At 30.9% G+C, this 19,034-nt stretch carries 17 protein-coding genes; 2 read left to right on the top strand and 15 right to left on the bottom strand.

What is annotated here, in order from left to right:
* Nucleotides 1-19 precede the first annotated feature (19 nt).
* From ATE84_RS19425 to ATE84_RS19400, 6 genes are all read right to left on the bottom strand, one after another.
* Nucleotides 20-1,033 (bottom strand): AraC family transcriptional regulator, encoded by a 1,014-nt coding sequence (locus ATE84_RS19425; RefSeq protein WP_101449542.1) that lies wholly within the window; start codon nt 1,031-1,033, stop codon nt 20-22.
* A 158-nt stretch (nt 1,034-1,191) separates the two neighbouring features.
* Nucleotides 1,192-2,058, bottom strand: a complete 867-nt coding sequence (locus tag ATE84_RS19420) for a M48 family metallopeptidase (RefSeq protein WP_101449541.1) — start codon at nt 2,056-2,058, stop codon at nt 1,192-1,194.
* A gap of 124 nt (nt 2,059-2,182) precedes the next feature.
* The gene (locus tag ATE84_RS19415; RefSeq protein WP_101449540.1) at nt 2,183-2,872 is read right to left on the bottom strand and encodes a LytTR family DNA-binding domain-containing protein; all 690 of its coding nucleotides are present in this window, start codon (nt 2,870-2,872) and stop codon (nt 2,183-2,185) included.
* On the bottom strand, nt 2,869-3,789 hold the full coding sequence (locus tag ATE84_RS19410) for a sensor histidine kinase (RefSeq protein WP_158237303.1): 921 nt from the start codon (nt 3,787-3,789) through the stop codon (nt 2,869-2,871). Before ATE84_RS19410 ends, ATE84_RS19415 begins: the two co-directional genes overlap by 4 nt.
* Before the next feature lie 115 nt (nt 3,790-3,904).
* Nucleotides 3,905-4,597 (bottom strand): family 16 glycoside hydrolase, encoded by a 693-nt coding sequence (locus tag ATE84_RS19405; protein ID WP_101449538.1) that lies wholly within the window; start codon nt 4,595-4,597, stop codon nt 3,905-3,907.
* Between the two features lie 18 nt (nt 4,598-4,615).
* A complete protein-coding gene (locus tag ATE84_RS19400; RefSeq protein ID WP_101449537.1) occupies nt 4,616-6,937 on the bottom strand; it encodes a TonB-dependent receptor domain-containing protein in 2,322 nt (773 codons plus the stop codon).
* A 710-nt stretch (nt 6,938-7,647) separates the two neighbouring features.
* On the opposite strand from ATE84_RS19400, the gene ATE84_RS19395 reads away from it, so the two are divergent.
* Complete coding sequence (locus ATE84_RS19395; RefSeq protein WP_101449536.1) at nt 7,648-8,454, top strand: Fic family protein; 807 nt, start codon at nt 7,648-7,650, stop codon at nt 8,452-8,454.
* A gap of 382 nt (nt 8,455-8,836) precedes the next feature.
* Here ATE84_RS19395 and ATE84_RS19390 read toward each other — a convergent pair whose 3' ends face one another.
* Nucleotides 8,837-9,664: a hypothetical protein gene (locus tag ATE84_RS19390; protein ID WP_101449535.1), complete on the bottom strand. Its 828-nt coding sequence runs from the start codon at nt 9,662-9,664 to the stop codon at nt 8,837-8,839.
* An 18-nt stretch (nt 9,665-9,682) separates the two neighbouring features.
* Nucleotides 9,683-10,477 (bottom strand): HNH endonuclease, encoded by a 795-nt coding sequence (locus tag ATE84_RS19385; RefSeq protein ID WP_101449534.1) that lies wholly within the window; start codon nt 10,475-10,477, stop codon nt 9,683-9,685.
* Between the two features lie 105 nt (nt 10,478-10,582).
* Between ATE84_RS19385 and ATE84_RS19380 the strand changes: the two genes are divergently transcribed.
* Nucleotides 10,583-11,143, top strand: coding sequence for a hypothetical protein (locus tag ATE84_RS19380; RefSeq protein ID WP_101449533.1), 561 nt, complete (start codon nt 10,583-10,585; stop codon nt 11,141-11,143).
* Here ATE84_RS19380 and ATE84_RS19375 read toward each other — a convergent pair.
* The 7 genes from ATE84_RS19375 to ATE84_RS19345 all read right to left on the bottom strand — a co-directional run bounded on the left by ATE84_RS19375 (nt 11,140) and on the right by ATE84_RS19345 (nt 19,031).
* Nucleotides 11,140-11,424 carry a hypothetical protein gene (locus ATE84_RS19375; protein WP_101449532.1) on the bottom strand — a complete coding sequence of 95 codons (285 nt, stop codon included), beginning with the start codon at nt 11,422-11,424 and terminating at the stop codon, nt 11,140-11,142. The genes ATE84_RS19380 and ATE84_RS19375 overlap by 4 nt on opposite strands.
* A gap of 1 nt (nt 11,425) precedes the next feature.
* Nucleotides 11,426-12,565 (bottom strand): hypothetical protein, encoded by a 1,140-nt coding sequence (locus ATE84_RS19370; protein ID WP_101449531.1) that lies wholly within the window; start codon nt 12,563-12,565, stop codon nt 11,426-11,428.
* 5 nt (nt 12,566-12,570) lie between these two features.
* Entirely contained in the window at nt 12,571-13,269 is a 699-nt protein-coding gene (tssD, locus tag ATE84_RS19365; protein ID WP_101449530.1) for a type VI secretion system tube protein TssD, read from the bottom strand.
* 172 nt (nt 13,270-13,441) lie between these two features.
* The gene (locus tag ATE84_RS19360; RefSeq protein ID WP_101449529.1) at nt 13,442-13,753 is read right to left on the bottom strand and encodes a helix-turn-helix domain-containing protein; all 312 of its coding nucleotides are present in this window, start codon (nt 13,751-13,753) and stop codon (nt 13,442-13,444) included.
* A gap of 356 nt (nt 13,754-14,109) precedes the next feature.
* On the bottom strand, nt 14,110-14,892 hold the full coding sequence (locus tag ATE84_RS19355; RefSeq protein ID WP_101449528.1) for a serine protease: 783 nt from the start codon (nt 14,890-14,892) through the stop codon (nt 14,110-14,112).
* 18 nt (nt 14,893-14,910) lie between these two features.
* The gene (locus ATE84_RS19350; protein ID WP_101449527.1) at nt 14,911-16,113 is read right to left on the bottom strand and encodes a serine protease; all 1,203 of its coding nucleotides are present in this window, start codon (nt 16,111-16,113) and stop codon (nt 14,911-14,913) included.
* A gap of 2 nt (nt 16,114-16,115) precedes the next feature.
* The gene (locus ATE84_RS19345) at nt 16,116-19,031 is read right to left on the bottom strand and encodes a hypothetical protein (protein WP_101449526.1); all 2,916 of its coding nucleotides are present in this window, start codon (nt 19,029-19,031) and stop codon (nt 16,116-16,118) included.
* Nucleotides 19,032-19,034: the final 3 nt, after the last annotated feature.

The following is a 19,034-nucleotide window of genomic DNA, read 5'->3' as shown; positions in this document are numbered from 1 at the left end:
TTTAATATTAAGAAACTATTCAGGTAATATTTTTTAATCGATATTCAGATGGTGTAGATTGTGTAAATGACTTGAATGCCACATTAAAAGAAGAAAGACTGTTGAAACCTGAATCTAAAGCAATAGCTAAAATTTTTGTGTTTGGATGACTGGTACTTAGAAACTCCTTTGCCTTTTTTATTCTATATTCATTGATGAAACTTGAAAAATTTTTGTTGGCGTGTTTATTTATTATCATAGAAATATCTCTAGGAGATAAATTAAGCCTGGAAGATAAAGATGCTAATTTTAAATCAGGATCTAAATAAAGATTATCCTCCTCTATTAACTTTCTTATCCGGTTTAGGTGGACCTCACCATCTTCTATAGTAATATTCGAATTATGATATTTTTCTTTATAGTTTTTGTCAAATATTCCTTTTCTATCGAAAGCTAAAAAAAGAATAATAAACATTAAGATTGAGAATGCAACTACACCAGCAGAATAGACGGGGATTAACTTAATAAATATTAAAGCATAAACTATCCACACTAAACAAAGAGCCAAAACCAATAGAATATACCATTCTCTCACTTTTTTGTTAACTGTAATTTGTCTTTTTTGAGAGATAAACAGGCTTGCTATTACATAAGAAAATGAATGTACTAAGATGAAACTATAACTTAATTTCCAAAAATTACTATTAATTTCATTAGGGATATGATCACAAAAAATCACATAAATAAAACTAGGAATAAAATGAAATATTACTGACTTGAATTGGATTCTTGTTTTAATGAAGAGTGAATATCCATAGATGTATAATAAAGGGCCTACTGCCAAATTTGCAGCTAATCCAAGGTTCTTAATAAAAATTGGAAGCTCTATATAATTATAAAAAACGGATTTGGTAATCCTTAAAGTTAGCACGATAAGTAATATTCCTAATATTGTGTTCTGGACTTTTTTAATTCTAAGTAAATAAATTCCAAAGAATAAACTTATTCCAAGTCCAATACCACTTATAATTGCTATTAATAATTTGATTATCATATTTTTTAAAAGCTATCCTTAAAGATAAACTTATCAGAACACAAAAATTGAATTTCACCGTTATTTTTTGCCTTTTGTTAAGACAACTATAAAAAGGCAAAAAGGTTCTCTAAGCTATTTAAAAGACCTTATTATATGGGGTATCTAACTATCTAAAATTACGTCCCTTTGATAGAATCTAATTTTTTTGTAGCAATTTCGGATACTTTTTTTAACATCTCACTGTTCTTGTATAACTTGCCGTAGGTACGCACAGTTTCAATATAATCTATAGTTTTCTCATACATTTTATTTCTGTTATAAACCATTGCTACATATTCAGCATAGTAAAAATCATTTTTAGGATTGGCACCATATTGTATTGCTTTTTCGAGATACTTTAGTGCTTTTTTATACTCTTTCTTAGAGTAATGTATTACAGACATAAACTCATATCCTTTAGGTAAATTAGGGATTAGTTCTGTACTCTTTTTATAGCATTCTAAGGCCTTGTCAAATTCGCTATTATAGTAATATGACATTCCTAAAGACCAGATGGCCGCAGCACTATCTGGGTACATATCTACTACTTTTTGAAAGTATTCTTGCGCTTTAAGGTAGTCTTCCTTAACCAATAGATAATACTCTGCCTGTATAATATCCCGTTCTGATTGTAATCTTGATTTTTTGGATAGCTCATAGGCTTTGGTGACTTTTTCTTTATATTTTTCGGGGTCTTGCTCATAAAAACCTCCAAATAAAAAACCACTAGGATAAGAAGGGTCTAACTTCATTATTTTGGCAGCTTTTTTTTCAAATTCATTTTTATCGCCATAGAAAAAGAAGTTTTTTTCTAAGTCGTTAAAAAGTTGGTGTACTTCTGCTACTTTTGAATCTACGGGTAATGTGAACCCATATGTTTTCAGGTCTTTCGGAGCATATTTTTCTACAAACTCATCTTCAATCTCTCGTTCCGTTTTTTGAGATTCACAAGAGAAAATACTAACCGTAATTGTAGCTAAAACTACATTTTTAAGGATACTCATATAAATAATTTAATTGTTTATGATTGAATTCAATATGAAAAATAAGGTAATTCCCTGCTCAATTTCATTAGAGTGGTTATGAGAGCCGTAAGTGCAGATGGAAAGTTGACAACTGTGGACGAACTTAAAAAAGTCCTGTTCTCTTGAGTGCTTTTAAAAAATCTTGTTTGTAGGTCCTACCGATAGGAAGTACCTTCTCCTTTATGAAAATTTGATTACCCGATACCTTTTCTACCTGGTCTAAGTTGACAATGTAAGAACGGTGAGTTCTCACGAAATTAAATTGGCTTAATTTTTCAGACCAATTTTGAAGACTATCCAGAACAAGTACTTCTCTTCCGGTAGCGACTACATTTACATAATCGACCTCTGCTTTTAGAAAAAGGATATCTTCAATAGTTGTCTTATATATCGTTTTATCCGCATATAATAAAACTTGATTTTTCCCTTCATGTTTTCTATTATTCAAAAGGGTTTGCGCGCGAGTGAGTGATTTATAAAAACGTTCGTAAGAAAAGGGTTTTACCAAATAATCAGTTACGGCTTCTTCAAAGGCTGCAATTGCATAGCTTGGGTAGGCGGAAGTAACAATCACCAAAGGAGCATTGTTGAGGGTTTTTAGAAAAGATAATCCGTTTAGTTCTGGTAATTGAATATCCAGAAACAATACATCCGTAAGCTGGAGTTGGTCATGCGGAACATCTAATCCGCTTTCATAGATTCCCACACAATTTAAAAAAGGAGTTTTATCAATATAAGCCTTCAGTATTTCTTGGGCGGATTGCTCATCTTCTAAAACTAAACATTGTATCATAGTTGCACATTCAATTGTACCTCAAAAATGGAGTTTTCCTTTCGGATTTCTAAGGTATGGTTTAGAGGATATAAAAGTTGTAAGCGTTCTTTTGTATTGTGAATACCGACACCACTTTCTTTCCATTCCAAATCAATTTCTTCTATGGCATTTTTATTAAACGGATTACTACAAAAGAAGATGAATTGTTTGTTTTTTAGTTGGATATTGATATCGATTTTGTGGTTATTTCCCTTTAAAATACTGGTGTATTTAAAGGCATTTTCTATAAAACCAATACATAACAGCGGTGCTATTTGTTGATTTAGCTCATCAATATCCTCAGAAAAATGTACAACGACCTTGTTGGCCAATCGTTCCTGCTGTAGATGTATATAATCTTTAATGTGTCGTATTTCTTTTTTGATGGCTACATATTCATTTTGACCTTGGTGCAAAACGTATCTAAAATTATCTGAGAGTTTTAAAATAAGCTCAGGTGTTTTATCGTCTTTCTTTAAGGCATTTGCATATATTGTATTTAACGTATTGAAAAGAAAATGTGGATTTACCCTTGCCTTTAATACGTCGATTTCTGCACGTTGTTTTTCTTGTATTAATCTATCTATTTGTAATTGCTTTTTATAGGTATTCTTTACAATGTAAATGGTAAAGAAAACAACTCCAAAACTCAAATAAGTCAATGTATTGGATACAAAATCTAACCAAAAATTATGTACTTCTGGATGAAAAAAATGGTCTGTAAATTCATATCCAAATGCATTTACAACAAAACCAATGAGTACTAACGGAACATATTTTGTCTTGTTTTTCTTTGGAAAAAACCAGAGATACAAAAAATATGAAATCGCCATTTTGAAGAAGAGCGAATTCAATTCATGTAAAAAGGTCATCGGATAACCGCCATCTTTCCCCATATATTTTATATAGGGATAAAATAGTACCATACACCAGAGTAGTCCATGAAAGTATGGCTCTATCTTCAAGAACTTCTGGTATGTATTCTGATTTTCCAATTTTGAAAGGTACATACTATTCGTATGAAATCACAATGTCTTTAAAGGCAGCTTTGGCAAAAATGGTCTTTTCGCCTGTGGTACCACTAATTCTGAAGATGAGCCTCCCTTTTTTGTATGGATCAGCATCTTCTACATCAAAGAATTTTTGCCCATTTAGTTTAAACCATAATCGATTTTTTTGTTTACCAATTTCTATATCATACCATTGCCCCACTTCCATGATATTTTCTTGTAACCTTTCATTAAAACCTCTAGAACTAGGGGGGATGTTCTTGAAAAAGAAAGGTGTAATGCCATGTGAACGGTTATTGATGGTCAAGTTGTAATGTGTCATTTCACTCCTCCAATTCCAAACCTCTTGTGGTGTTGCCGTTTCAGCAGGCAATTGAAAACCTTCTGTGCCATTATTTTGCAAAACGGAAAACAGAGTAATTAATACGGTAGATTCTGACATCGCTTTGACTTTGTAGTTTAGTTTAAAATCGGAAGGATATTTTTTCGGGCTTATCATAAAATACCCATCCGAGCCTTCAGTTTCTTCTACAATAAGTTCATCACCCTGAACGGCGCTCTTTCCCTTGTCAAAAGTTTGCCATGTAGCCAGTTCTTTAGGTGTTATCTTTTCTTGATTGATATTGGTTTGACCACAGCGAAAAGCTATGGTACTCAAAACGGCAATTCCTGCTATTAGTAATTTAGTTTTCATATGTAAGGTTTAAAAAAATTAGTCTGTTGTACCCCCGTATTGATAGTTTCTGTTTTTTCTATTTCTAGTTTTTCCTTTATTTTGAAATAACTTGTAACTCGTGCTTAAAAGAAAACCAAAGGTTTGTGATTGAAACCGCCATAATTCATTTTGAGTGACGTTTTGAGTAATTGTCGTTCTGTAGAATAAATTATTATCCAATAGATCTACTACACGTAAATTCATAGCCAGCCTGTTCTCTAAAAGTTTGATACGAACCGCAACGTCTACACGATTTCTAGGGTCAATAAAATCAAAGGTATTTTGTGTTTTGAAATTCTGTCTGTATGAAATATCTGCACTTAAGATTTTATTTATCTTGAACGTATTTTTGAAAATTAAATTAGCCGAATACAACTCATCCCAAGTCAAAAAAATGTCTTGGTCTATTGCGGTGTGATAATAATTGGTAGAGAGTTGACTGTTCCAGAAATCTGATAGTTTGTAGCTTATATTTGCCTCTATTCCATATGAATGTTTTTCGCCTATGTTATCAAAAACGTTTCGGAGTACACCTTCTTCATCAACATCCTGTAAAAGCTCTATCACGTCGGTTCTGTATCTATAAAATAGGGCTCCAGAAAGACCTAATTTATTCCCCTTGTATTGATAATTGGTTTCTAGATTATTACTGAATTCTGGACGAAGGCCTGGGTTCGCCACCCATTCAAAATATTGATTCCTCGCCTGAAAAGGGTTGATATTCCTGAAATTAGGACGTGATACCCTTCGACTATATCCTAAATTTAATTTATTTGCATCATCAATAGCATAGGATACATGAAGGGAGGGGAACACGTTCGAAAATTTTAAATCTGTGGTTTGGTTATTTGAAAGGTTAATCGAATTAGATGTTAAGTTTTCATACCTTAACCCCAATTGCCAGGTTAGCTTTCCCAGACTAATATTTGTTAGCCCATAAATGCCAAACAAAGATTCATCATACTTAAAAATTTGCAAGCTTTCCTCTTCTTGGGCTGGATTTAAAAACAGTGAACTTTTCAAATTTCTCTCATTCCAAGATCCTCCTGCCTCAAAAAGTATATTATCCGTTATGGGTAAAGAATAATCTAGCGCTACCGCATTTAGAATATTGTCATTTCTACGCTCTTCATTAAAAAGGAAAATTTCTTCTTCAAAATCAATTGCGGGCAAAAGGTTATCATTCTTGGAGAATTGATAATCTAACTCTAAAAAATGATTCTCTTTATCAAACTTTACCCTGTAATTTAAGTTAAAATTGGTTGTTTCGTGTTCGTGCGAAGAGTTACGGGTATATTTAAAATCGTCTCTATTGGTTACATTACTATAAAACGTAGTATTAAAAAATCTATGAAAGTCCTTGGTATAATCCAAGCCAATAGAGAGTTCATTTTTCTCGTTGATAAAAAAATCCAATCCAGTATCTAATTTTCTTGATAAACCGTAAAAGTCATGAGGCGTAAAGAAATCTCTGGTATTACCATTTTCATATAATTGAGAAATATGCTGTTTACTGTCCATGCCTCTACCAGACTGTGAGAGATTCCATCTAAAGTTTATCCAAGAAAAATTAAAGTTGCCATCTATGCCATAACTGTAGCGCTTCGTACCAATTCCAGTGTTTAAGTTGGTATTCAATCCTTTTGTGCTGTTCTTTTTAAGAACTACATTGATGATGCCCGAAAGTCCGTCTGCTTGATTTTTGGCCGAAGGTGATGTAATAATTTCCACCCTTTGTACAGATGATGCGGGCAACTGTTCTAGTAGTTCTGTAGGGTTCATGCTGGATGGTTTACCATTGATAAGAAGGCGAACATTACCACTTCCTCTAAGGGATAAACTTCTGGTGCCTAAATCGGTTTGTATTTCGGTAATTTGGTCAAAAGCTTCGAGTGTGGTTGCTCCCGCTTGTTGTAAGTCGGCACCAAGATTAATGATTTTTCTATCGATTTTTAATTTTGTTGTGGTTTGTTCAACTTGAACAACAACCTCCTCCAATTTAGAAACTGATGGGGTAAGCATAAAAGTAACCTGTCCTATATCTGTAATTTCTGATCGTTTTATAGTTTTACTTTTATAACCAATAAAACTAATTTCGAAATGAGTAATCACTTCTTGAAGGTTGATTTTAAACATTCCAAATTCATTTGTTGTAGTTCCATCTACCAAAATATTATTTTGATATATTGCGACCGTAGCAAAGGGAATCGCTTCTTTTGTGGTACTATCTATAACAGAACCTTTATAGGTCTGCGTTTTTTGAGCATTAACAAATAAAATACCAGAGCATATGAAAAACAAGAGAAGCTTTAATCGCATAAGTTGATGTTATTTTTCAACAAATATGATTTAATGTGCTTACCATACTAATTTTATTCTGTTAGTGTATTGGTTTTTTCTGTTAACGACGTCTAATCATGTTGCGAAACGTGTTTGCTATAGTTGTTTCTTTTTCAATAGTTTATGGAATTAAAAACCTCCAATTTTCATAAGGCTTGTTTAATCGATGTGATTCGATAAAACGAATGTTTTATGAGACATCAAAAAAGATCAGATATTAGTTGTGTTTTAGTTAAAAGTAAAACACCTTTTGACTTTAAAATCACTCAAAACCCACTTATGAAAGTGGGATAGAGTACTTATATAAGTACCCTATCCTAGGGTTTATCCTTCCGAAGATTATTGTGTGTTAATTTTTTAATAAATAAGATGTGTTTACAGTTAGAAAGAGCATGATTTTAAAAACATATTTATGATGTTTGACTATATAAATTAAAGCAATGTATTCTGGATTATTTGCCGATACAATATATGACAAACCCTTTTGAATAAAGGGGGTAAGAGAGCAGGAGGTGTGCTAATGGTGAGAGCTTTTGTTTGCTTTTGGTGGGTTTTTTTTTGACTTATTATTGTTATAATGTAGTAATCCAATGTAAAAAGATAAGTCGTATCTTTAATTTGTTGAATAAACTTACCTAATAAGATACTTTACAGAAATGTATCGTTTTTAAATTTTGTAATTTTGTGATATGAATGAGTTGAAAAATATACTTGATGAATATAATAAGTTGATTGAAGGGGATACTTTCGATTATCAACGATTTAATCAGTATGCAATAGTTCATCATTCTAATGCAATTGAAGGCTCTACTTTAACTAAGGAAGAAACGTTTTTATTACTAGACGAGCAACTAACACCAAATACCAAGCCTTTAGAGTATACATTAATGGCTTTAGATCACTTGGAAGCCCTTAAATATGTTTTTGAATTATCCTTTAATCATAAACCTTTATCAATAGAGATATTACAGAATTTATCAGCTTTGGTAATGAAAAATACTGGCTCTGAAATATCTTCAATTGCTGGTGATTTTAATTCTTCAAAAGGTGATTTCAGAAAGTTAACCGTAAGGGCTGGAACTCGAACTTTTATGGATTATCAAAAAGTTCCTAGGCATGTTGAATCTTTGATAAATCAAGTTAATTCAGAGATAACTAAAACTAAAACTATTGAAGATGTTTTTAATTTATCTTTTGATGCGCATTATCAATTAGTGACTATTCACCCCTTTGCTGATGGGAATGGAAGGGTTTCAAGACTATTAATGAATTATATACAAGGCTATCATCAAATGCCTTTATCTGTAGTTTTTCAAGAGGATAAAAATGAATATTATAAAGCACTAGAAGAGACTAGGATAAATGAAGATATTTCTATATTCAGAGGTTTTATGTTGGATCAAACTAAAAAACACCTTTTACAAGAGATAGAAACTTTAAGTGACTCGCCTAAATCAAGTCAGAAAGGAAATAAAGGAATATCATTTCTTTTTTAAGATCATCTTTTGGTTGTGTGTAGGCTTCCCTAAACATATACGTCAGAAGAAGTTTTTAGGGAATTAAATTCTAGATAAACTTTAGTTCATCATGATAGCATCATTTGATAGTATCACGAAGATAATCTTATTTTGAAACTATGCGCTTAGTACTTCTAAATTGTGCAATAGAAATAAAAGAAAATTTGTAGCTAATAAAAGAAAGAAAAGACCCATCAAAAGTAAAAGTAAATCTCACTTTTTTGCAAAATGTCTAACAAAGGAAACCAAAAGTATACCAAAGGCAAGAAAATCTATTTGCCGATACAGAAAGTATTATTCTTTTAAAATAAATGGTTTTTGGTGATTGAGGTACAAATAAGGTACGAAGTTATGCCGAACTTCACTTATTGGGGAGTAATTTGAAATATTCACTTGCAGCTACAAGGTTGTACTTTTCAAAATTTGAATTTACAAAAAAGTGTATTTTAAAAGTTTTGTTTTTAATAAGAAAACAATTCTTCCGTTTTATAGACAGTAAAAACTTTTTGTTTGATTCTAAAATTGCTTGCGATTTTTTATGTAATCCTGATACATCGTGATATACAGGAAAAATATAAATATCAGATTTATGTGATTTTCCTAATCCATTTACTTTGGAATCATATTTGGTATTGATGCGATGATTTATAAATTTTCTAATACCCTTTTTGTTTTCATAGCGTAAAGGATCAAAATAGATACTAACAACATCTATCAGTATTTCTTTACCAGTTTTTATATTCTTTAATTGAAAATCAATAGTTTTTCCATTAGGTAAAGGAGCTTCGTAATTCAAAAAAGAATATTGTTTAGTCAATTCCAAAAGAGCAGCTATTTCACTTAAAGAATTAAGAAAATTATTTTGCTTAAAATCATTTATATTGCCTAATAGGAGACTCTTAAAGCCTTTGTTTTCTCCAACAACAGAATGAAATTTACCGATTAAATAATCAAAAATTTTAATTTCATTTAAGAAAATTTCAGAACCCTTTCCAAAATGGCTCTTTACAAGTTGTAAAAACAATCCAAGGAAATTATTAATATGTGTTCCTTCTTCAATAGTCAAAGAATAATTATATCCTTTTTCGATAAAATCTTCAATCTCTCTTTTCGTTAAGTATAATAAAAGGTTGGGGATATAGAGCTTTATTATTTCAAGCCCATTTGCTTTTATGACTGTTATGTTCATTCTATTATTTCTTCAACATTATAAATCAATTTTCAATGTGATGGTATGAATTTTTCCATTGAGTTCAAATTTAACGAATTCATAGGTTCTTTCTATAATTTTTGTTTCACCATAGTCGAATTCTTTATGATGATTTGGGCATAGTAAAATTATATTATTAGGCAATTCATTTCCTCCTAAGTGTTTTGGTTCTATGTGGGCTGCTTCGATGTAATACGAGCCGTCTTTCTTTTTAATACTATGAGAACAGATTTGACATTTATAATCTCGTAGTTCTTTTATTTTTGCGATAGTTACATTATCTCTTTTATAGGATTTGCTATTAATGACAATGAATTCTGGATCGGTAGGTTTTAGATTTTTTAGCTCTTGGGCTAATTGCAGTTTTGTTTTATTTTCTTTTTGTAAAATAGTTGTTATTTCTTGTTGCTCATCTTGGTCGGGATTATCTACATAAATTTTAAGATACTTGGAATAAATTTTACGCATAGAATGCATAGTAACATCTTGGTAACCTTCATAGTATTTAATATGTAGGTTTAATGCTCGTAAAGCATTCGATAACCCTTTAATACCATAGTCCTTATAGATTTTCTCAAAGAAATATTCCATAGAGTAGGTGTTATTGGTTCTAGTAAACTTTTTACCATCTAATAGACATTTGAGATTGTGAATAAAATCCGCAACACTATTTGGGTTCATTCTGCCATCACCTACAATTATTTCAACACCTTCTTTTCTGCTAATTTTACCTTCGTAGACTTCTTTTGCTATATCATAAGTAATATGTACTAATTCTTTGGTAACTTTCATCTTTGGAAAAAATTGTTTATTAGTGCTGATGTTAAAATATGAAAGTTTCCATTAAAAAAGAATTTATGAGAAATATTTTTAGGGAAATTACACCTTTAAGATTAAATGAAAATATCAAAGAAAATATACACTCTTATTGTACTAATAGCTCTGCTTTATGTTTTTAAAGGTTATGTCTATCGAGTTTTTGTAAAGTATGAATCCATACAAGAAAGAAAAGAATATTCTGTTCATAATTCAGAACTCATTAGTTATATTGAAAACTCTACTATAAATAGTGACTTATCCGGTATAATATCAATAATAGATAAGTCTAATAAGCTTACGAATGAAAAATTAAAATTTACCTCATCCAAATGTGATGTAGACCCAAATAAACTAGTTAATTCATCAAAAACGCATTGTGTGGGGTATGCCTATTTTTATGCATCCACGTGTAACTATTTATTAAAAAGGTCAAAGTTGCCTGTTGAATGGAAAGCAAAAGCTTATGCAAGTAAGCTGTACTTTTTAGGCGTAGATATACATAAATACTTCGATTCTCCATTCTTTAAAAACCACGATTTCGTTATTGTAGAAAACTCTAATACAGGTGAAAGGATTTATATTGACCCAACAATCTCTGATTATTTAGGAATAGATAGCGTATCAATACGATCAAACTAACCTAATAAGCCAGATAATGCTCCGAAATATAGAAATACTTGATAACATAGAATTATAAAAATACCGAGAATAAAGAAGATAGTTTTATAGGTCTGAGTTTTAAATTTGACTATAGCGAATACAATACTTCCAATAAACTGAACTACTACAATATTAATAATCATTTTAGATATAGAAAGATATGCAGGGTTATCAGTTGAGATGCCCACAAATAGAAAAATAGAAAATAGTATAGCCAAAGCTACAGAAACTAATATGCTGTAAATCCAAATTTTTTTCATTTTAATCAAAAGGGTTTAAGTCCATTTTTTTGAATTTGTCTTTTAGCTTTTCTAAAAGCTCACTTGCCTTATCAACCGTAGTTTCTTCTCTTGGAGTAGGGTTGGGGTTGGTTCTAGCTGTAATCATATCCTGTGGTTTTTCAATCACGTGAAGCAATCCATCTATAAAAATGGTTGCAACTTCTTTTGATACGGGTTCAAAGTTACCAGAAGCAGCGGTAAACTCTTCTATTTCGCCCAAGCCTTTTTCTTTCATTCTTATACCTAAATACCAGTATGAAAAATCACTTAGTGCCTCCGCACAATATTCGACTACCTCATCTTTATTTTTTAGCTCATTTCCTTCGAATTCTCCATCTAACATTTTTAAAAAGAAAGTGGCTCGTTTATCCCATTTAGTGTCAAAGTAATCTTGTAGAGCTTCGTGTATGGTTTCAAAATTGTCCGTAGGATCATCGATTTTAGATTCATTGTTGCTATCCATTCCACAAACATAAGAAGCTATATCGCCTTCTAAATTTACCATTGCACCATAACTACTGCCTGATATTGGAAAAAGAGATTTCGCTCTCTTCTTAGGGTTTCTAACACGATCTAAAGACAGTTTTCCAACTCCCCCACCAAGATCACCAACCCAAGTGTTAAGTTCTAAACCTGTCCCCCCTTGTGTTGGGATACCAATACTTTTAGCACGCCAACTTCTTCTGGAATCCATACCTATAATCAAATGCCCAAAGTCTACAGCTTTGTAGGGTGAATCAAAAATCTCGAAGCTGTTAAATAATGAATTAAACAAGTCTGCTTTGCAGTCTTCAGAGCATTTAAGAGCTTCTCTAGCATCTGCTTCTACATTACTATTGGTATACTCATTAAATGCAAAATTACGAGCTTTACTTTGTTCTTTGGAATAGTCTAAACTCCATTCAGTTCCATAATAAATACCTCTAATAATACTAATCCTATCACCCATATCGTCATAACCTTTGATGATAAGATTGTCTTCACTGTGTTTGACAAGAGCGACTAGTTGTGCAAAACTTTTTGCGGGCTTTGACTTTTCGCAACAGCAGTCAGCTATTTCTATAGATGTAGTTGCTTCTAAATTTCCATCTATGATTAGTTCAAAAGTATTCTTACCCATTAGTTTTAATTTTGTTCAGGTATTACTTCTAGTTTGATTTTTTCTGTATTGCTTGTTATTTGATAATTTTCTAGTCTATCATTAGGAAGTATTTCATCTTCATATTTAAAATCTTTTGTCTTATCAGCTAAATTAAGAGTTAACTCTTTACCTATCATGTTCTTAGTCTTTACCACGACATAAATTTTGTCACCTACTTCATATTCAGGTTTTTTGTTTCCTTCTAAATCAGTAATATAATAGTCTACAACTTTTGGTTTAATATCTTCATCTTCTCTTTCTATAACAGGTTGCCCTAATAGTGCAGGATCAGTTTTGCGCCACCAATGCGATAATATTTCTTGTTCATTAAATAGAATCGTTGCAGGGGATAAACTAAAATACACCATAAAAGCACTAGTACTATTATGGACATAGTGTAATTTATAATATAAGCAATAAGTATCTAATAGTTCTATAGTAGTACTCTTACTTGTTCCGAAACGAGATGAAAATACAATTTTGCAATTTTTCATCATACTTGGATGAATTGACCATTCAAAAAAGGTGTTATCCTGACTTCCATGTATTACAAAATCAAAAGTACGATTCATAGGCTTGCTAGTGGGTCTGCCTGTATAATCTGTTTTTTGAAAGAAACTAAAATAATGTTGTTCTACAATAAACTCTTTGTTGTCTACAAAAAGTTTGGCTTGAATACTCATAGTTGGTCAAAATTAATTTACCAAAAATAGATTAAAAAAAGATAATTTCCCTATTTTATTTTTTTCTGATTGATACTAGTCAAACACTTATGATTTTTTAGTTAAATCATAAATAACCTTTCAATCTCCTCCAAAGAAAATCTCTCACCACGATTAATTTTTTCTGTTAGTTTCAAGTACTTCTTAGTTGTTTTGCCTTTATAGTTCCTTTTTCAATCAATCGGTAGGCGGTTCTTTTGGAGCAACCTAAAAGGATTGCTGTTTCATTTACAGTAAGAAATTCCTTGGCTTTAATCTGCTCGATAGGTTTGCGTATTATTTCTTTAGTTTCTCTATTACTGTTATTTATTTTTTCATTCCGTTTACGAACCTTATAGGCTCTTTTAGCACAGTTGTCTCCACAATATTTAGTTACCGTAGTACGAGCGGTAAAATCATTTCCGCAATGCTGGCAAATTCGTTGTACTCTAATATTTGTACTCATAAATTAAGAAGTCCTAAGTGTCATTAAGTAGTATTAAGAAGAAATAAGTGCCATAATTTCGCCCTTATACCAAAAATTTGTACCTCAAACGTATCGAGGTACAACAAAGGTACAAATAGATGCATAAGGAACAGGTAATAGATATTAACGAAGAAATAGTAATTATTAACAATTATGCCTAATAATCAATAGTTTATAGGGTTTGTTGTGTGATTGGTATTTGTTTGTTTTGTAGGGTTACTTCCCGATACAATATGTAACTATCCTTTATTTATAAGGCTTTACTTGCTTTGAGGTGCAAATATGACACAAAAATCGTTATCCTTTTCACTTCAATTATAAATATAATATTAATTTTAATTGCTTTTAATCTCCAACATCCAAGATTTTATCAGTTGGAGGCTTTCATCATCAATCAATGTTCCAGAGCCACCAAAAGTGTGAATACCAACAATAATGTTTTTCATATTTTTTGTTACCCATAGTGGTGACCCACTGTTACCTCCATGGGTTATAAAGTCGTGTTTATACCACTTTCCTTTAGGTTCTATTTTCCCAGATTGAAATATCATTTTACTGCCATCATAGGAATAATCAGTGTCACCTATTTGTCCTGCAGCAGGATAGCCAGCAAGTTCTATCGTTTCATTTACTAATGTTTCATCATTGCCAAGACTAAATTCTTCATTCCAAGTATATCCTTCTGGTAAAAGCTCATCTGGTATATATATTAATGCAAAATCCCATTGAACTTTTTTCTTGTAACCCTTAAGAAATCCATAGTTTTCACTTGTTTTTACATACTTGGAAATGATGTCTTTTCCTTTAATTTGTATGGTTGGATATATTTGTGAATCACCATTTCTACCAATTTTTATTTTTATTTCTTTTACCCTACTTAAAAACTGTGAATGCACATTATGAGCAGCTGTCAAAACGAAATTTTTATCAATAAAAAAACCAGTAGATTCGGCCCACCCTCCGTACCATAATATTTTATTACGGCGAATATGCTGATAGCAAATTTGATTAAAGGGACTTAGTTCTGTGTTTTCAATTGTTTTTAATTCATTTACTTCAACTTCTTGTGCTACAATTGGTGTAATAATTAAAAGACTTAGTAATAATAATGTTTTCATTTGATGAGTTTTATTTGGTTAATAACGATTATTCATAATATTTTCAATACGGATTACTTTTTCACCTTTACAGTATGGATATTTGCAAAGATTTAGTTCATTACAGTTACCATTGAAAGTATAATCCAATTCGCCTGACACTAATACTCCAATAACCTTATGCGTATTAAAATCAAATACAGGAGATCCAGAATTGCCTTGAAAACTATCTAGAGATGTATAAAAATATTGGTCATGACTATTTTTAATTACACTTGCATTTACTGCTATTTTTTTTGGAATTCCACTAGGATGTCCAATCATGTAGATTTCATTTCCTTCTTTTAAAGAAGAGGATCTTTTCCATTCCAAAACAGGTCGTTTGACAGGTCTATCTAATTCATAAATAACAACATCATATATTTCTGAGTTGTATATCTTTTTTTGAGGATAATAGATATCTTTTACATTGATTACCGTTTGGATAATGCCATTTTTATTCAGCATCTCGAATCCAAAAACTATAACATAATCTTCAAGTTTTTTATTAAACACATGGTTTGCAGTTATCATTTCATTTTCTCCAATTATAAAGGTCGTACCAATACCGACTGTCGGCTGAGTTCTAAAAGGGATATTACTGCAAAGATTATATGTTCTTTCTAAACTATTTGAAATGTCAAGTTGATATATATCTTCAGAAATTTTATTGATTTTTTCTTTTTCAATGATAATACCAACAGATTCATTACGCCTTAAAATAAGCCACTGCCAATCTATGTCTGGGTTTAGCTCTCTAAGTTCAATTCTACTGTCAAATTGCGAAGGTCCATGCAGACGTGGTGTTCCATTAATATCATTATTATAACCCTCTAGTTCATCTTCACCAATGTATAATGCCTCTTGCTGAAATGGAATTGAGGTAGATTTAATTACTAATTCTTCTACTTCTTGAAGGCCTTCAATTTCATTTATCTTTTGAATTTCTTGCAAATCGATTTTCTTTTGCGCTTCTTTTAAATCAATGATCTTGTTTTTTTGAATTGAGTTAAATTCAAGATTTTGGATTTTGAAATTTTTGTTTTTTAGCGTAGCCTTTTTTTTAAATTCAAGTTCTTCAATGATTTTGTTGACCTCCTTTTTTTTAAGCAAAGAATCCATTTTTTGTATTGAATCACTTTTGGTTTGGCAAAACGCAGAAAAACCAAATAGTAACAACAGTACAGTTACAATATTCCTCATTGTTATTGAGGTTTATTGAATAATGTAACAAGAGGAATGTCTAGGGTAACACCCAAACCTATTCTAAAGGAATCGTCATATTTAGTCGTTGTATTATCATCATTTACTATTTGAAGTTCAGGGCCATATTGAGCTCCTAAATTAAAAGTAACAGGCGAATCCCAAGGGGTATATGTGAGATAAAGACCTGGAGATATTATGTTTTTAAAGGTGAATTCTGGTAAGGTTTTAGTATTGTTTTCATTGTCCAATCTAAAGCGCACAGGAGCAGCAATATCAATTATTGGTAAAAATAAGCCAACGCCTTTTATATTAAAGAGTTTCGTGTAAAGTCCAATTGGAGCCGTAAAACCCATTGAATTTAATTTTGCCTCACCAATACTTCTTTGTTCAAATCCTCCCAGTATACCCGGAAAGGAATTAATGGATACGTACGATCCCTTTTTCTTTTTAAGAGAGTAACTTCCAGAAGGTAGGGCGAACGCATCTATAGCAGATTCGACATCTTCTGCAGATTCCGATAAGGCAATATCATTTATAAAATGAATTGTTTTAATGACATTTTTACTTTTTATCTTAAAAACATTGCTTGCTATTTCAGGTAAATAGGCACCTAAATTTCTTATTAATTCCTTTTCTGCAATTTTGTAGTCATTATTACTTTTAAGAGCTTTAATACTCATCTGACCGTCAATTATCATAAGTTCAAAAACTTTTGATAGATAGGTGTCAACTTTGCTTATTATTCCGTTAGTTGTAGCATCATCATATCCATGATTTACTAAGTACGTATTAATTGGATTAACTATAAAATCATCTAAATCTATACCTGATATAGTTAATAGTATTTCTTCATAGTTAGTCCTTAAGTTATTTTCTAGTTCTTGACGATATGTAATGTAATTTAAAGAATTGTTTACATCGCCATTTACAATAGAATGTATATTATCTATTTGTTTTTTCAAGCTTATAAAAGTATTCGTCGTACTATTTATATTTGATAATGCAGCTTTTAGATATAATAAAGTGTTTTTAAGATCATCTAACTTGTCTTCATCAGAGGGGATTTTATTATGTTGCAATATTTGCTGTAGTAGTATTAAATTTGAAGCAATTTTAAATTGATTATTTATTTCTAAAATTTTATCGATAGAAAACTGAGAGTTAGTGAAATTTGTAGGAATCTCTAGTGTCTTTATAATGGCAGTACTATACTTTTTGTTATGTAAGTCTAGCATGATGTCATTGGACGCATGAGCTGTCTTGAAATAAGGGGATGTTTTATTTTCAATCGAAAATTCTAAATCCTTTGAAATTAAATTTAACTCATTGTCATGAGATAATAATTCATCAGCACTAATAGAAATTTGTTGCCCTAGATTAATTATACCTTCTATAAAACTATGAATATCTTCAATTGCGACATCTTCGTTACTGTTTTTTGCTTTTTTAATTGCCAATGCGTCATTATATATTTTTTCAGTATTGGATGCAATTTTGGTTAGCTCACTATTAAGAAATTTAACTTTTGTTCTAACTTTATCTATATCCTGTGGTGTGACGGAACTCATTAGTTTATCAAATGCTAGTGTGTCAGGACCCTTCTTGGTCTTGGTAACAAATCGAACATTATAATATTTTAAATTTTGTTGGTTTAAGAAGCCTATATATAAAAAGTAAAAATTGACTTCTGAACCATAATTACTCATGAAATCTGTTGAAACAAATTTTAATTCGGAATTCTCAAGTACTGTTAAACTATGAGCTATCATTGAAGATAATCTTAAACTATTACCTATATTAAATTTCACTTTTTCTTTATCTAATTCTGCCCATCGTGAAATATTTCTGCTATTGTCAAGCATATCGAAATAATCTACAGGGTTTTTAATTTTAGATAATTGAGGATAAATCTCTAAAGCTTCAAAAGCAAAATCTAAATCAGGGTTATTTTCTATTAAAATTTTAAATCGAGGTGTCTCTTTTAGGTTACTCGCATTTTCTAATAGTTTACTTAGATCATCCTCTATGTATTGTTTTATTTCGTCAATAAAATTGAGAACTTGGTCTGCTTCAAACCCTTTTATATAATCGGTTGTACGTGGTAAAAGTGTCATAAGTTCATTTAAATAACTTTGCGGTTTGGGGTCATTTAAATCCTCCTTTATTTTATTTATTACATACGTAGTTAATTCTTCTTTGATCCGCTTAGCTAAGAACCTGCTCAAGCCATCAATTACAGTTTCAAAGGATAGATCTCCCCCAAGAAAGGGTAGGCTTTTTTGAATGGATGATTGGTAATTAACTTCAGAATAAACGTCAGTTTTTGAATTCTGTAAATAATTATATTTTTTAATAAATATTTCTATGATATGTTTTAAATAGGTGTTTTGATTATAAGAAGAGTAAAGGCCGATTAGATCATAAGAATCTGAATAATATTTGGTATTATAATAGATTTCCTGTTTATCTGTAAACTCGTTAGATGCTATTTCTAATTTATTTATAGTAGTTGAATTATGATCAATATTCTTTAAATTATTATATGTTTTTTTTGATCTATTATAATCATTAAAAGCTTTAGGGTATTCATTTCTTTTAGTATCTAATATTTTGTATGTTAAATCAGGAAGACCCAAAATATCACTATTTTCATCGGTTATAATACTATTTCCAATTAACGAATCTTTGGAAAGCTCTTGATTTAATTCTCCGTCATAATAAGATTTAAAAACACCTAAAACTCTAGCTCGATCTCGAATAATTTCTTCTGCTTTTGTTTCTGGATTAATACTATTATAATCCTTTTTTAAGAGATCAATTAGTGTTGCTGCATCACCAGCTACGGGAGATGATTTTTGAGAAAATGATGAAATAGTAAAAGCTGTAAAACAAAGTATCAAAAAGTATGATCTCATATT

It is taken from the genome of Aquimarina sp. MAR_2010_214 (assembly GCF_002846555.1).
Lineage (GTDB): Bacteria > Bacteroidota > Bacteroidia > Flavobacteriales > Flavobacteriaceae > Aquimarina.
The sequence above is the reverse complement of the archived record's forward strand: the minus strand, read 5'-3'. Positions and strand labels throughout refer to the sequence as shown.

Excerpts from the sequence above, each read along its gene's own strand:
- ATE84_RS19425 (WP_101449542.1), bottom strand. The coding sequence starts at position 1,033 with ATGATAATCAAATTATTAATAGCAATTATAAGTGGTATTGGACTTGGA.
- ATE84_RS19420 (WP_101449541.1), bottom strand. The coding sequence starts at position 2,058 with ATGAGTATCCTTAAAAATGTAGTTTTAGCTACAATTACGGTTAGTATT.
- ATE84_RS19415 (WP_101449540.1), bottom strand. The coding sequence starts at position 2,872 with ATGATACAATGTTTAGTTTTAGAAGATGAGCAATCCGCCCAAGAAATA.
- ATE84_RS19410 (WP_158237303.1), bottom strand. The coding sequence starts at position 3,789 with ATGGGGAAAGATGGCGGTTATCCGATGACCTTTTTACATGAATTGAAT.
- ATE84_RS19405 (WP_101449538.1), bottom strand. The coding sequence starts at position 4,597 with ATGAAAACTAAATTACTAATAGCAGGAATTGCCGTTTTGAGTACCATA.
- ATE84_RS19400 (WP_101449537.1), bottom strand. The coding sequence starts at position 6,937 with ATGCGATTAAAGCTTCTCTTGTTTTTCATATGCTCTGGTATTTTATTT.
- ATE84_RS19395 (WP_101449536.1), top strand. The coding sequence starts at position 7,648 with ATGAATGAGTTGAAAAATATACTTGATGAATATAATAAGTTGATTGAA.
- ATE84_RS19390 (WP_101449535.1), bottom strand. The coding sequence starts at position 9,664 with ATGAACATAACAGTCATAAAAGCAAATGGGCTTGAAATAATAAAGCTC.
- ATE84_RS19385 (WP_101449534.1), bottom strand. The coding sequence starts at position 10,477 with ATGAAAGTTACCAAAGAATTAGTACATATTACTTATGATATAGCAAAA.
- ATE84_RS19380 (WP_101449533.1), top strand. The coding sequence starts at position 10,583 with ATGAAAATATCAAAGAAAATATACACTCTTATTGTACTAATAGCTCTG.
- ATE84_RS19375 (WP_101449532.1), bottom strand. The coding sequence starts at position 11,424 with ATGAAAAAAATTTGGATTTACAGCATATTAGTTTCTGTAGCTTTGGCT.
- ATE84_RS19370 (WP_101449531.1), bottom strand. The coding sequence starts at position 12,565 with ATGGGTAAGAATACTTTTGAACTAATCATAGATGGAAATTTAGAAGCA.
- tssD (WP_101449530.1), bottom strand. The coding sequence starts at position 13,269 with ATGAGTATTCAAGCCAAACTTTTTGTAGACAACAAAGAGTTTATTGTA.
- ATE84_RS19360 (WP_101449529.1), bottom strand. The coding sequence starts at position 13,753 with ATGAGTACAAATATTAGAGTACAACGAATTTGCCAGCATTGCGGAAAT.
- ATE84_RS19355 (WP_101449528.1), bottom strand. The coding sequence starts at position 14,892 with ATGAAAACATTATTATTACTAAGTCTTTTAATTATTACACCAATTGTA.
- ATE84_RS19350 (WP_101449527.1), bottom strand. The coding sequence starts at position 16,113 with ATGAGGAATATTGTAACTGTACTGTTGTTACTATTTGGTTTTTCTGCG.
- ATE84_RS19345 (WP_101449526.1), bottom strand. The coding sequence starts at position 19,031 with ATGAGATCATACTTTTTGATACTTTGTTTTACAGCTTTTACTATTTCA.